Below are 13,332 nucleotides of genomic sequence, written 5' to 3'. Positions count from 1 at the left end.
GCCGCCAGACGGCAGGTTGGTGTGCACTCGTGTGCAACACGGCCGGGGAGGCCACATCACACGAGGGAGCGGCGGATTGCCGAACGACGGATCCCGTTTGCCCGGCACGTCCAAACCGCGCCGGGTCAGCGCCCTGGACGTGGCCAGGCTGGCCGGCGTGTCCCGGTCCGCCGTCTCACGCACCTACACCCCGGGGGCGGTGGTGGCGGCGCAGACGCGGGCCCGCGTGCTGAGAGCGGCGGAGGCCCTGGGCTACCGGCCCAACCTGCTGGCCCGGGGGTTGATCACCAGCCGAACGGGGCTGATCGCCATCGTCCTGGCCAACCTGAACAGCCCCTTCTTTTCCGAGTTCGTGTCGCGGCTGACGGTGGAGTTGCGCGGCCGGACCTTGCGCACCCTGCTGCTGGTCACCCAGCCCGACCAGCCGACGGACGAGGCCCTGCGTGAGGCCCTGGACTACAGCATCGACGGCGCCATCCTGATCTCCGCCCGGCCGTCGCCGGAGGTCGCCCACGCCTATTCCCAGGCGGGGGTGCCTATCGTCCTGCTGGACCAGCGGGACGCCGACATCGCCCCCGACATCGCCATGGTCTGGACCGATGGTCGGATCGGCGTGGATGTGGCGCGCATCATGCGGCGCGATGGCCGCCGCCGGCCCGTCGCCATGATCGGCGCCGGACGGGCACCGGGCGATGAGTTCCTGGCCTTCGCCGAGGAGATGCGCGCGGCGGGCGCCGAGCCCTGCCGCTGGCGCGAGGTGGCGCTGGACTACCAGGCCGCCCATGACACGGCCGACACCCTGTTCGCCGATCCGGCGACACGGCCGGACGCGATCTTCGCGGCCACCGACCTGATGGCCATCGGCGCCCTGGATGCCGCACGCCTCGCCCACGGACTGTCGGTGCCGCGCGACCTGTCCTTGGTCGGCATCGGCAACACGCCGGCGGCGGCGTGGCGGTCGCAAAGGCTGTCATCCGTCCGCCTGCCCATCGCCGGCCTGGTCCACCACGCCGTGGCCGTCCTGATCGACCGCATCAACACACCGGACGCGGCCGCACCCCGGATATGGCTCGAATGCGTGATCGAAGAGCGCGGCACCACCAATCCTGGAGTTGAGCGTGATGCTTGAAGCTGTGCCTGAGCCTGATAAGGGCGGCTGGCCGCCGCGACGCGTGGCCTGGTGGGGCCTGGCCCTGCTGGTGCTGAGCTACGCCATCGCCATCGTCGACCGCATCTGCATGGGTCTGCTGGTGCAGCCCATCAAGGCGTCGTTCGGCTTCACCGATACCCAGGTCGGGCTGTTGCAGGGGCTGGGTTTCGCCCTGTTCTTCGCGGCCATGGGCCTGCCCTTGGGGTTGCTGGCCGATCGAACGAACCGCCGCACGCTGATCGCCGCCGGCATGGCGGTGTGGAGTATCGCCACCATGGCCTGCGGCCTGGCCACGGGCTTCGCCGGCATGCTGCTGGGCCGCGTCGGCGTGGGGGCGGGCGAGGCGACGCTGAGCCCCGCCGGCACGTCGATGATCGCCGACTATTTCCCGCCGGAACAGCGGGCGCGGGCCTTCGCCGTCTACAGCCTGGGCGGCAGCATGGGAACGGGCATCGCCCTGCTGTTCAGCGGCGCCGTGCTGGCCTTCGCCGACGCGCTGATCCACGCCTTGCCCGGGCAATTGGGCGGCGTGCCCAGCTGGAAAATCGTGTTCGTGCTATTCGGCCTGCCGGGGCTGATCATGGCGCCGGCCTTTCTGCTGACCGTGAAGGAACCGCCCCGGCGCGAAGGCTGGACCGTGCCGCCACGCGTATCGCTGCGCCCGCTGGCCCGGCAATTGGCGGCGCGGCCGCTGACCTACCTGGCGCTGATCGGCGGGTCGGCCGCCAGCATGGTGGCCACGTACGCGCTGATCGGCTGGTTTCCCACTTTCATGGTCCGCGGCTTCGGCTGGTCCCCCGCGATGGTGGCCGGCACCCTCGGGTCCGTAGGCTTGCCCTGCGGGGTCGCCAGCAGCCTGGCGGGGGGATGGATCGTCAGCCTGGTCGGGCGGTGGGGCCGGCGCGACGCGCCGGTGCTGGTCGCGGTGCTGGCGCTGGCCTGCGTGGCCGCCGGCGCCCTGATCGTGGCGGTCGCCCCCGCCCCCACCATCGCGATGGTCGGTTACGTCATCATGGGGCTGGCCATGAACATTCCCTTCATCGGCCTGCTGACCGCGTTGAACGCCGTCACGCCCAATTCCCTGCGCGGCCAGACGCTGGCCGTCCTGACCCTCACCACCAACCTGCTGTCCCAGACCATCGGGCCGTTCGCGGTGGGTTTGCTGAGCGACCACGTCTTCACCACGCCGCGCGGGGTGGGCGCGGCATTGGGCGCCGTCGTCATCCTGGCCTGTGCTGCCTCCATCACCCTGCTGCTGGCCGGCCGCCGGTCTATCGCGACCGACACGGCCGTCCTCACCGCCTGACCCATCCCATTGGAGCCACCCCCATGAGCCCTGAAAGCCACCGCCCGCTTCCGCTCAACCGCGACCGCGCCCGCATGGTGATGGAACGGCACGGCATCGACGGCCTGGTCGCCCTGCGCCCGCACAACGTCTATTACCTGAGCAACACCTGGCCGGTGTTCACCGACTTCGGCGGGGAGTTCCCGGCCCTGGCCACCTTCCCCAGCGACCCGTCCCAGCCCGGGTTCTTCGTCGGCACCAGCGGCAGCGCCTGGGACCTGCTGAAAGGCGACCGGGAGGTGCCGGAATACATCACCTTCAGCGGGGTGGAGAACTGGCAGGACTATATCGACGCCACGCCGGAACAGATGCGGAAGGAGCCGGTGCCCTACGGCACCACCCTGCAGCACCGTTTCGCCGTCAATCCCGACAACGACCTGTCGCCGCGCGAGGCGCGGTGGAACGCGACACAGCAGGGGTTCCAGCCCAACAACGCCGCGTCGATCGAATGGGCCCTGGTCCGGGCGCTTCAGCAATCCGGCCTGGCCGGCGGGCGCATCGCCGTCGACGACATGCGCATCGCCCACCTGCTGTCGCGCATCGGGTATGAGGCGGTGACCTGTGTGCCCGGCGACAACATCTTCCGCGAGATCCGGCTGGTGAAGCAGGCGCACGAGATCGACCTGATCCGCCGGGCGCAAATGGCCAGCCGCGAGGCGGCGCTGGCGGCCGCACGCTCATTGGCACCGGGCATGACCTATCAGGAGGCGCGGGCCAACTTCACCGCCACCGCCGCGACGCATGGGGCGGAGATCGGCTTTCTGCTGATCGGCATCACCCAGGGCATGCTGCCGGACGAGGTGGTGCGGGCGGGCCGCAGCTACATGATCGACTGCGGCGCCAAGTACCAGCATTACATGGGCGATTTCGCCCGCACCGTTTCCATCGGCGACCCCACCGCCACCCTGCTGCGACGGCACCAGGCGCAGCAGATCGGACGCGCCGCGGCGCTGGAACATATCCGCCCGGGCGTGATGTTCTCGGAGGTCAACGCCATCGGCCGCGCGGCGATGATCAAGGCCGGGATGCCCAGCGAGGTCATCGCCGCCTGCCATCTGCATTCCGTCGGGTTGCAGCATGACGACCAGCCGACGCGCGACGACGTCCCCTATCCCATCCCGCAGGACTTCGCCCTTCAACCCGGCATGTGCGTGACCCTGGATCTGCCCTACATCGAACTGGGTTGGGGCGCCGGCCATAACGAAGACCTGCTGCTGATCACCGACAGCGGCTTTGAATTCCTGAACGCGCCCGACGACCCGATGATCGTCGCCGGCTGATCCGTTCGAAAATAAGAGAAGCACGAGATTCCATCTCGTGTAGGCCGCGACTGCGGCCGCCGGAGCGTTTTGGGAAGCGTAGCGGACTGAAACGCGAGGACAGCCAAGCCGGCGGATGCCGGCGCCCGGCGCCTGAGGGGGCATTGCTAGAATGGGGAAAGACATGAGTGAGGACACCATCCTGCTGGCCGGCGGCGGCATCGCCGGCCTGACGGCGGCCCTGGCCCTGCAACGGCGCGGCCGCCGCGTCGTCGTGCTGGAGCAGACCGCCCGCATCGGCAATGTCGGCGCCGGCATCACGCTGCGCGAGACCGCCAGCCGCAGCTTGTACTCCCTGGGGCTGAAGGACCGGCTGGACGCCACGTCGGACAAGCCGCGCCCGGGGGCGGCACTGGATTACCGCACGGGCGCGCCGCTGGCGGGATCGCTGGGCCAGCGCAACTGGGTCGCCACCGATTTCGCCGACGTGCACATGCTGCACCGCGCCGACCTGTTCCGCCTGCTGAAGGACGCCATCGACGCGCACGATCCGCACGCGGTCCAGCTGGACAGCCGGGTGACCGCTTTCACCCAGGACGATGAGGGCGTGACGGTGACCCTGGCCGACGGCCGCAGCCTGCGGGGTGCCGCCCTGATCGGCTGCGACGGCCTGCGCTCCGCCGTGCGCGGCCTGCTGTTCGGGGAGGCCGCACCCCGCCGCACCGGGATCGTCGCCTATCGTTTCCTGGTGCCCCTGGAACAGGCCCGGCCTTACGCGAAGGCGTTGGGCATGTCCGTCGGCCCCCGCGCGTCCCTGAGCCGCTATCTCATCCAGCAGGGCACGGTGGTGAACTGTGTGGCCTTCGCCCACGGCGTGGATATCACGGAGGAAGGCTGGAACCGCCACGCCACGCGGGCCGAACTGCTGGACCTGTTCGCCGGCTGGCATGAGGATGTGATCGGCCTCGCCTCCTGCGCGCCGCTGGAAACCACCGCCTGCTGGGCGCTGTACGACCGCGATCCGCTGCAAACCTGGGTGCGGGGCCGTGTCGGCCTGCTGGGCGACGCCGCCCACCCCGTCCTGCCCTTCCTGGGCTTCGGCGCCGCCCTGGGCATCGAGGATGCCATCGTCCTGGCCCGCGCGTTCGAGGCGAAGGTGGACCCGGCGGAGGCACTCAAGACCTATGAGGCCGCCCGCCGCGACCGCGCCAACGCCATCCTGCTGGAATCCCGCCGGCAGGGGGAAATCTTCCGCGCCGGCCCCGATGGCGCGTCGGACATCCCCCCGCACGAACGCGAAAGCCGGGCGCCCTACGACCCGCTGACCGCCGCCCTTTAGTTGGCGGCCGCCAAGGGCTCACCCCGCGTGCGGGCGATCAGGTCGTGGGTGGCGGGGATCAGTTCCCGGCCATACTGCACCGCGTCGTCATAGGGATCAAAGCCGCGGATGAGGAAGGTGGTGACGCCCAGATCGTAATAGTCGCGCAAGGCTTCCGCCACCTGCTCGGCCGTGCCCACCAGGCTGGTGGAATTGCCGGCCGCCCCGGTGGCGGCGGCGACGCCGGTCCACAGCCGCTTGTCCAGCCGGCTGCCCTGGCCGGCGGCATCCAGCAGGCGTTGGGAGCCGGCGTTGGGCGGGGTGTGCCCGGTGACGGGCAGGCCGGCCTGGCGGCGCAGATCCAGCGTGCGTTCCAGGATGCGGCCGGCGCGGGCCCAGGCGGCCTGTTCCGTGTCGGCCAGGATGGGGCGCAGCGACAGGCTGAAGCGGATGGTGCGGCCGTGCTTCGCCGCCTCCGCCCGCAAGGTGGTCACCGCCTCGCGTACCTGGTCCAGGCTTTCACCCCAGAGGGCGTAGGTGTCGGCGTGCTTGCCCGCCACCCGGATGGCGGCCGGCGACGATCCGCCGAAATAGATGGGGATGTGCGGCTTCTGCAGCGGTTTCACATCGCCGAAGCCTTGTTCCACCTGGTAGAAGCGGCCGTGATGGTCGAAGGGCCGGTCGCTGGTCCATTCCTGCTTCAGCACCTGCAGGTATTCGTCGGTGCGGTCGTACCGTTCGTCCTTGGTGGTGAAGTCGCCATCCTGGCGCAGTTCGGCGTCGCTACCGCCGGTGATGATGTGCACCGCCACCCGGCCGCCGGTGAAATGGTCCAGGGTGGCGAACTGGCGCGCCGCCAGGGTGGGGTTGGTGAAACCCGGCCGGTGCGCGATCATCAGGCCCAAACGGCTGGTGACGCTGGCCACGTGGTTGGCCACCAGGATGCTTTCCGGCGTGCGCGAATGGAAGGCCACCAGCACGCGGTCGAAGCCGCCCGCCTCATGCGCCCGGGCACTTTTCTCGACATAAGCGCGGTCGATGATGGGGCCCTGCGGCGGGTGGATTTCCGAGGCTTCGCGGGTGGCGACCAGGCCGATGAAGGTGACGGTCATGGGAATGTCTCCGATAGGGTCGGGCCAACGCTCAGGCGGCGACGGAAAGGGGGATGGCCAGGCCTTCCTGTTCCAGGGCGCGGCGCACGGCCGGGCGCTGATACAGGCGGTCGGCCTGGTGGCCCCACGCGGGATAGTCGGCGGGGTCGATGTCCAGGCGGGGCAGCCAGCGGTGGAAGACCAGGGCATAGGGGTCGGCCACGCTGTAGCGGTCGCCCAGCAGCCAGGGGCCGCGACCTTCGGATCGGTTGGCGGCGAAGTGGTCCTCCAGCCGGCGCAGATGGGCCCGCACGCGGGCGGGTGCGGCCGCCTTCAGGGCCGCCTGCGCCGCCGGGTCGTCGGTGTGCCGTTCCGGGCGGAAGGACTGGGCGAAGGCGACGTGCACGCTGCTGCCCAGGAAGGCCAGCCACTGCGCGGCCTGGGCGGCGGCGAAGGCATCATCGGGCAGCAGGCCGGCCTGTGGGTGGCGCCGCGCGACATAGGTCAGCAGGGCGGCGCATTCGGTCAGCACGCCCTCAGGCGTCCGCAGTGCCGGTACCCGGCCGCTGGGGTTGATGGCCAGGTAGTCGGGCTGGCGCTGTTCCCCCGCCGCCAGTTGCACCAGGCGCGGGGTGTAGTCGGCCGCCGCTTCCTCAAGCGCGATGTGCACGCCCAGCGAACACGCGCCGGGGGCGTAATAGAAGGTCAAGGACATGGACGGTTCCCGTTATCAGTGGTCGGCCGCCAGATGCGGCGATAGCGAGGGGGGCGTGTCGTGGGCGTCACGCGAGGGCGGGATGACGAAGAAGCCGTGGGTGCCGTCGCGGCGCAATTGCCCCACCAGGCCGTATTCCCAATCCAAGTAGGCCTGCATGGCCTCCAACCGCGTTGTCGGTGCCCTCGTAGGGCCGGCGGTAAACGTCATCCGGGGCCGACAGCAATGTGCCCGGCCCCACCTCAAGGTCACGGCCGCCGGCCGCCCAACCGGCCGTGCCACCGTCCAGCACCAGGGCGGGCCGGCCGGTCAGGGCCTGGATGTCCGCCGCGGCGAAGCGGGCAGCCGCACCGTCGGGGCTGGTCACAACGATGGTGCCGTCCCGCGCCACCGCCGGCAGGTCAGTGCCCAGGCGGGCGCGGATGATGAACCGGGCGCCGGGCACATGCCCCCGGCGATAGGCCGGACTGGGCCCCACATCCAGCAGGGTGACGCCGCCATCCTTCAGCAGCCGCGCCAGATGATCGGCGGGGATGGCCTCCACCGCCGGCAGGGCCGGCAGGGTGGGCCGCCACGGGCCGGTGGCGGACAGGGCGGCGGCCGGCACGTCGTCCAGCACCAGCACCTCCCACCCCATCTGGGCCAGCCACGACGCGCTCATGTCCGCGCGCACGGACAGGGTGTCGAACAGCACGATGCGGGCGCCACGCACGGGCGCCGAATGGTCGGTTTCCTGCACCAGCTGGCCGCCCGGCGCGCTGCGGAAACCGGGGATGTGGCCGTCGGTGAATTCCTCCGGCGTGCGCACATCCAGGCGATAGAGGGTGCGGCCGGCCTCCTCCAGCGCCTCAAGATCGGCGTAAGGCACGCGGCGCACGCCGGCGCGGTAGGCGACCTTGCGCGCGGCCGTGCGGGCCGCCTCCTGCGCCGCCGCGTCCACCACCGCCGGGAAGCGGCGCTCCTGCCCCTGGTCCAGGGTGAAGCCGGCCAGGGTCCAGCCGATGGTGCCGTTGCGCAGGGCGTAGACGGGGTTGGGCACGCCGGCGTTGCGCAGCGATTGCGCCCCGATCAGGCTGCGCGTCCGGCCGGCGCAGTTGACGACGATGGTGGTGGCGGGATCGGGCGCCAGGGTGCGGGCGCGCAGCACCAGTTCCGCCCCCGGCACGCTGGTGCCGGTGGGGATGCTCATGGTGCGGTATTCCTCAAACCGGCGGCTGTCCAGCACCACCAAATCGGCCCGCGCGTCCAGCAGGGCCTTCACCTGGGGTGCCGCCAGCGAGGGCGTGTGCGCCGCCGTCTCCACCAGTTCGCCGAAGGCCTTGGAGGGCACGTTGACATCGCGGAAGACCTCGAACCCCGCTTGACGCCAGCCGTCCAGGCCGCCGGCCAGGATACGCACGTCGGTATAACCGAGATCCGCCAGCGTGGCGGCCGCGCGCTCCGCCAGCCCCTCGCCCTCATCGAACAGCACGATGGCCGTGTCGCGACGGGGCACGCGGTCCAGCACCTCAAGCTCCAGCCGCGACAGGGGCAGGTTGGCGGCGAACAGCGGATGGGCCTGGGCGTAGGGGTCCTCCTCCCGCACGTCCAACAAGGCCAGTTCGCGCCGGGCGATCAGGGCAAGGCGCACGTCCGCCGGGGTGGCGGTGGGCAAGGCAACTGGCATCAGGCGGGCTCCAATGAGGAAACGCGGGACAGCGTGAAGGCGGGCGTGGCGCCGGCATTGCTGTAGCCGGAGGTGAAGGGCTTGCGCGCGCCTTGCGCCGGATAGACCCAGCGGCGCACCTGGCCGATGTCGGCGCCATAGACGTGGATGCTGATGGAGGTGCGGTCCAGGTGGGCGTTGGTGACCCGGTGGATGTCGCCCGTATCCGGCGACAGGATTTCCACCTCCCCCGCCTCGAACCGCTGCTTGGGCCCCACGGTCACCAGTTCATCGCGCGACGCGACGACGAAGCGCTGGGAATATTCCGCCCCCCGCAGGATGCCGACCAGGCCCCAGACGGTGTGGTCGTGCACCGGTGTTTCCTGCCCCGGCCCCCAGACGAAACTGACGACGGAAAAGCGCCCGTCCGGATCGGCGTACAGCAGGAATTGGCGATAGCGCACGGGATCAGGCTCGGCATAGGCCGGCGGCAGCCAGTCGTCCGCCGCGACCAGGTCGGCCAGCGCATCCCGCGCCCGGTCCAGCAACGCGCCTTCGGGCAGGTTCAGGGCCAGCAGGCCGTCCAGCCGCCCGACGAAGGCGCGCAACCGCGCCGGCGCCTGGGGCCCTGTCGTCTCATTAACGTCGCTCATCGTTCCCTCCGCCAAGGTGGGTGGACAGCAACTATGGGGACCGGGCGGGGCGGGGAAAATCGAGTTTCCCTGATGGGACGCTTAAGGCCCGGTCATAAACGCGGGCGATAGCAAAACATGGCCGCACCCAACTGGCGAGCACGCCTTTGGACTAAGCGGGCATGGGAATCCGGCGGCGGACGGGGGAAGGACGCCTCACTCCTCCCAATCCGCCAGGGGGTGCCGCTCCTCCGTCACCTCCCGCACGCCCAGGGCCTGTTCCTCGGCGCTGACGAAGCCGGGCGGCAGTTCCACGCCCTCGTCATCGACGACCGGACCGGCCCAGTCATCCTCCCGCCGCGACAGGATGATGTCGCCGGTCTTGGGATCGCGTCGGATGAACACTTCCTTCACGTCGATGTTGAAGCGATAGGCGTCAGGCAGGCGGACCGCCTGATCGCCGTCATGCATGAACAACTCAGCGACATCAGCCATATGCGGCCTCCACACCACGGATTGATACAACCGTTATAGTGTGGAGGCCGGTCCAGGTCTTGGATTACAAAGGATAGTTGATCGGCAGGATGGTGATCTTCAGGTAATCCACACCGTTCGTTTGCCCCGCCGGCGGGAAATAAAGCAGCAGTTGCTGCACCCGGTCAGAGAAGGGAAAGCCGTAGGCGTCTTCTGTCATCTTGGCGATCTGGGCGGCATAACCATTGTAATAAGCGCTGTTCGACTGCGCGCCGCCGAACCGGATGCTGGGGGTGTCGGCCGCCAGTTGCAGCCATTGCGACGAGGTGTAGGCGCCCAGGGGCTGGCTGTTCACCGGCGTCGTGCTGCCCAGGAAGCCGTAGTTCAGACCGGCCAGCAGGTCGGCCACGACCCAGCCATAGACATCGTTGACGATGCCGCCGGTCTGCGCGCCGCCGTTGACGCTGTAGGACGGGTTGGCGCCATAGACGCCCGTGGGCAGGTTCAGCGCGGCGTAGGTGAGGACGATGGTGGTGGCGCCGACGACGCTGGCGCTGCCCGACAGGGTGACGGTCTGGGCGGCCTGGTCGAACGTCGCGGTCAGCGAATAGGTCTGTTCCGTCGTGGTGCTGCCGCTGCCGGCGCCCTGGCCGGCATAGGTGCCGGCGATGGTGGCCACCGGGGCCGGCAGGCCGGCCAGATAGGTGAAATAGTCGGTCCAGTCGTGGTAGCCGGGCGCCAGGCCGGGACCGTTCACCCGGGTTATCTGCCCCACCACCGCCTGGCCGCCGGACAGGGTCGCCAACGTCTCCACCCCCTGGCCCAAGGCCGTCGGATCGGAATTCACGAAGGTCATGGCGGCCACCTGCTGGCCGTTCAGCCAGGTGCTGGCCTCCAGCGCCATGCTGAAGAAATCGATGTCGCTGAGGTCCATGTTGTTGGCGGGATTGCCGAAGACGTTCAGTTCGATATACGCGTAAGGCGTGTGGTAGTTCGGATCGGTCACGGTCGCGGACGCGGGCTGATAACCATTGCCCAGGTTCTGCAGACCTGCACTGCCGACGTTCAGGTAAAGGCGCCCGTTGGTGAAGTCGCTGAGGGCGACATTGGGCACATTCCCCAGGCCGGGCAGGCCAGGCACGGGTCCCGTCAGGTCGCTCAGGGAATAGGCGGTGTCGCCGGACAGCGCGACGGTGCCGCCCGCACCCGTCTGGCCGGTTCCGAACACGCCGTTCAGGAACTGGATCCAGACCTCACCGCCGGATTGGTTGTCGAAGATCACGGGAACGGCATTTGACGTGGTGCTCATGGCCCCAACCCCTACACGTTAATGGAGTGTCGAGATCCACATATAACACTTTTCAAGTTTATCTAAAATGCAAATCACCTACCTTGGGTATAAACTCTCCCGTCACAGCTTATACCCGACGCGGAAGAACACGGTGCGGGGCGGGCTTTCCACGTAATACCAGACCGTGCCGGCGGCCGAGGCGGAGTAGCTGCCGCCCTGGGGCAGGCGGCGGTCGGCCAGGTTGCGCACGGTGGCGGAGTAGGTCCAGCGTTCGTCCTCCGTCGTGTATTTGGCGAACAGGTTGATGTTCCACTGCGCCGGAATGGCCACCTGCCAGGAATTGGCCACGTCGGCGTAAGCCTGGGTCTGGTATTGCGCGTCCAGTCCCACCTGCGCCTCCCCCGGCACCTTCAGCGGCAGGGTGTAGGTGGGGGCGGTGCGGAAGGTCCAGCGCGGGGCATAGGGCAGGCGGTTGCCGGTGGCACTGGTGCCGATGCCGGCGTAATTCAGGAATTCGTCATACAGCGCCAGGGTGTAGGAGGCGGAGTTGTCCCAGCGGAAACCGGCGAAGGGCGCGAAGGTCGTCTCCAGTTCAAACCCCTCGGTATGGGCCGACGCCGCGTTCAGGCGGCGGGAACGCAGGGTGGCGGGATCGGTCGCCGTCGCCTGCAGGTCGGTATAGTCGTTGTAATAGAGCGCCAGGTTGACCAGCACCCGCCGTTCCCACCATTCCGTCTTGGCGCCCACCTCATAGGTCTGCACCTTTTCCGGCTGGTAGGGCAGCTGGGCGTTGATCAGGGCGCTGGCGCGGTTATCGAAGCCGCCGGCCTTGAAGCCCTTGGAAATGCTGGCGTAGGTCAGCAGGTCGGGCGTCCATTGGTAGCTGAGGGCGAACTTGGGCGTCAGTGAATACCAGGTGGCGTCCGACTTGGCCTGGAAGGCGCCGGCCTTGTTGGTAGCGGTGGCCGGCACGATGGGGTTGCCGGCGGCATCGGTGATGCGGGAACCGTCGAGATTGTCGTCGAACTGCTGATAGGTGAAGTCACGGCTTTCGATGGTGTAGCGCACGCCCACCGTGCCCGTCAGCTTGTCGGTGATGTGGTAATCGCCCTGGCCGTAGGCGGCGTAGCTGTCGGTCTTGGTATTGCCCACCTGTTCCTGCGGGGGGTTGGCCAGGCTGGGGTAACTGTAGCCGTTGCGGTCGGAGGAGAAGTTTTCGTGCAGGTAGAACAGGCCGCTGGTGAAGTCCACCGGACCCCAGCTACCGTTGGCCTGGATCTCCTGCGTCAGTTCATTCTCGAAATAGCGGATGTAGTTCACCTGCTTGACCGCGGCCTCACCGTCATTGTCATAGGCCACCGGCGCCTGGCCGAAGGCGCGGTAGGCGGTGACCGACTTCAGCGTGACCTTGTCGCCCAGCGCCTGGGTGATGCGTAGCGCCGCCCCGCCGGAATTGGAATTGTCCTGCGGGTCCGGTTCCGCGAACGACAGCGACGGGTCGAAGCCGCCGCCCGGCTGGTTCTTCGGCGTGTAATAGGCGGTGGTGGACCGATCACGCTTGGCATCCACCGTCAGCTGGATGTCCAGGTCGTCGGTCGCCTGCAGACGCAGCTTGGCCCGCACGCTGTCCACGTTCAGGTCGTTCACATCTTTGTTGATGGTGGGGTCGCGGGTGTAGCCGTCGTGCTGCTCATGGCCATAGGCCAGGCTGGCGAACAGCTTGTTGTCGATCAGCGGGCCGGAGACGTAGCCGTGGCTTTCGAACGCGCCCCAGGTGCCGACACCGGCATCCACCGACAGGCGCAGTTCCCCGTCCGGATCGCGGGTGATGTAGCGGATGGCGCCGGCGCTGGTGTTGCGGCCATAGAGCGTGCCCTGCGGCCCGCGCAAGACCTCCACCCGCTCCAGTTCCGCCAGCAAGGGCGAGGCGGCGATGGAACGCGGGATGTAGACGTCGTCCACATACTGGGCGATGGCGGGGTCGAAGATGGGGTCGGTCTCACCAATGCCGCGCAGGAAGAACAGCTGCGTCGTCGGCGTGATGCCGCCGCGCGGCACCGTCAGGCCCGGCACCAGGCCCGCCAGATCGCGCACCGTGCTGACATGCTGGTCCTGCAGGGCGTCGGCGCCATAGGCCGACAGGGCGATGGGGGTTTCCTGCAGCTTGGTCTGGCGCTTTTGCGCCGTCACCACGATGACGGGCACCCCGCCCTCATCATCCGCCACCGGGGCGTCGCCGGGGGCCTCCGCCGGGGCGGGTGCGGCGGTTTGGGCGGATGCCGGGATCGCCAAGGCACAGAAGGCCGCGCCCAGCAGCAGGGAAGACGCGGCGAGAGGGGAAACCGGTGCCCGACGAACCATGAAAATGTGCTCCGCTAAACGAATGGTGGAGCACCCGTTTCGCGTATTTCA

Annotated in this window: 11 protein-coding genes; 4 read left to right on the top strand and 7 right to left on the bottom strand. The window is 68.9% G+C overall.

The window, feature by feature from the left end:
* Positions 1–76: 76 nt before the first annotated feature.
* The 4 genes from PW843_26490 (at position 77) to PW843_26475 (ending at position 5,093) form a co-directional block, all read left to right on the top strand.
* Positions 77–1,129 carry a LacI family DNA-binding transcriptional regulator gene (locus PW843_26490; protein MDE1150118.1) on the top strand — a complete coding sequence of 351 codons (1,053 nt, stop codon included), beginning with the start codon at positions 77–79 and terminating at the stop codon, positions 1,127–1,129.
* Positions 1,122–2,456, top strand: a complete 1,335-nt coding sequence (locus PW843_26485; protein ID MDE1150117.1) for an MFS transporter — start codon at positions 1,122–1,124, stop codon at positions 2,454–2,456. Before PW843_26490 ends, PW843_26485 begins: the two co-directional genes overlap by 8 nt.
* Before the next feature lie 23 nt (positions 2,457–2,479).
* Positions 2,480–3,775: a M24 family metallopeptidase gene (locus tag PW843_26480; GenBank protein ID MDE1150116.1), complete on the top strand. Its 1,296-nt coding sequence runs from the start codon at positions 2,480–2,482 to the stop codon at positions 3,773–3,775.
* Between the two features lie 163 nt (positions 3,776–3,938).
* Entirely contained in the window at positions 3,939–5,093 is a 1,155-nt protein-coding gene (locus PW843_26475) for an FAD-dependent monooxygenase (GenBank protein ID MDE1150115.1), read from the top strand.
* Here PW843_26475 and PW843_26470 read toward each other — a convergent pair.
* The 7 genes from PW843_26470 to PW843_26440 all read right to left on the bottom strand — a co-directional run bounded on the left by PW843_26470 (position 5,090) and on the right by PW843_26440 (position 13,281).
* On the bottom strand, positions 5,090–6,184 hold the full coding sequence (locus PW843_26470; protein MDE1150114.1) for an LLM class flavin-dependent oxidoreductase: 1,095 nt from the start codon (positions 6,182–6,184) through the stop codon (positions 5,090–5,092). The genes PW843_26475 and PW843_26470 overlap by 4 nt on opposite strands.
* A gap of 31 nt (positions 6,185–6,215) precedes the next feature.
* Positions 6,216–6,878, bottom strand: coding sequence for a glutathione S-transferase N-terminal domain-containing protein (locus PW843_26465; protein ID MDE1150113.1), 663 nt, complete (start codon positions 6,876–6,878; stop codon positions 6,216–6,218).
* Between the two features lie 67 nt (positions 6,879–6,945).
* Positions 6,946–8,544 (bottom strand): rhodanese-like domain-containing protein, encoded by a 1,599-nt coding sequence (locus PW843_26460; protein ID MDE1150112.1) that lies wholly within the window; start codon positions 8,542–8,544, stop codon positions 6,946–6,948.
* A complete protein-coding gene (locus PW843_26455) occupies positions 8,544–9,176 on the bottom strand; it encodes a cysteine dioxygenase (protein MDE1150111.1) in 633 nt (210 codons plus the stop codon). Before PW843_26455 ends, PW843_26460 begins: the two co-directional genes overlap by 1 nt.
* Before the next feature lie 195 nt (positions 9,177–9,371).
* Complete coding sequence (locus PW843_26450; protein ID MDE1150110.1) at positions 9,372–9,650, bottom strand: AbrB/MazE/SpoVT family DNA-binding domain-containing protein; 279 nt, start codon at positions 9,648–9,650, stop codon at positions 9,372–9,374.
* A gap of 64 nt (positions 9,651–9,714) precedes the next feature.
* Entirely contained in the window at positions 9,715–10,938 is a 1,224-nt protein-coding gene (locus tag PW843_26445) for a hypothetical protein (protein MDE1150109.1), read from the bottom strand.
* 102 nt (positions 10,939–11,040) lie between these two features.
* A complete protein-coding gene (locus PW843_26440; GenBank protein MDE1150108.1) occupies positions 11,041–13,281 on the bottom strand; it encodes a TonB-dependent receptor in 2,241 nt (746 codons plus the stop codon).
* Positions 13,282–13,332 lie beyond the last annotated feature (51 nt).

This window comes from Azospirillaceae bacterium, from assembly GCA_028283825.1.
In the GTDB taxonomy this organism is placed as follows: domain Bacteria; phylum Pseudomonadota; class Alphaproteobacteria; order Azospirillales; family Azospirillaceae; genus Nitrospirillum.
Note: the sequence above shows the minus strand (reverse complement) of the source record. Positions and strands in the feature narration are given on the sequence as shown.

Coding starts and splice junctions, on each gene's coding strand:
- PW843_26485 (MDE1150117.1), top strand. CDS start 1,122: ATGCTTGAAGCTGTGCCTGAGCCTGATAAGGGCGGCTGGCCGCCGCGA.
- PW843_26480 (MDE1150116.1), top strand. CDS start 2,480: ATGAGCCCTGAAAGCCACCGCCCGCTTCCGCTCAACCGCGACCGCGCC.
- PW843_26475 (MDE1150115.1), top strand. CDS start 3,939: ATGAGTGAGGACACCATCCTGCTGGCCGGCGGCGGCATCGCCGGCCTG.
- PW843_26470 (MDE1150114.1), bottom strand. CDS start 6,184: ATGACCGTCACCTTCATCGGCCTGGTCGCCACCCGCGAAGCCTCGGAA.
- PW843_26465 (MDE1150113.1), bottom strand. CDS start 6,878: ATGTCCTTGACCTTCTATTACGCCCCCGGCGCGTGTTCGCTGGGCGTG.
- PW843_26460 (MDE1150112.1), bottom strand. CDS start 8,544: ATGCCAGTTGCCTTGCCCACCGCCACCCCGGCGGACGTGCGCCTTGCC.
- PW843_26455 (MDE1150111.1), bottom strand. CDS start 9,176: ATGAGCGACGTTAATGAGACGACAGGGCCCCAGGCGCCGGCGCGGTTG.
- PW843_26450 (MDE1150110.1), bottom strand. CDS start 9,650: ATGGCTGATGTCGCTGAGTTGTTCATGCATGACGGCGATCAGGCGGTC.
- PW843_26445 (MDE1150109.1), bottom strand. CDS start 10,938: ATGAGCACCACGTCAAATGCCGTTCCCGTGATCTTCGACAACCAATCC.
- PW843_26440 (MDE1150108.1), bottom strand. CDS start 13,281: ATGGTTCGTCGGGCACCGGTTTCCCCTCTCGCCGCGTCTTCCCTGCTG.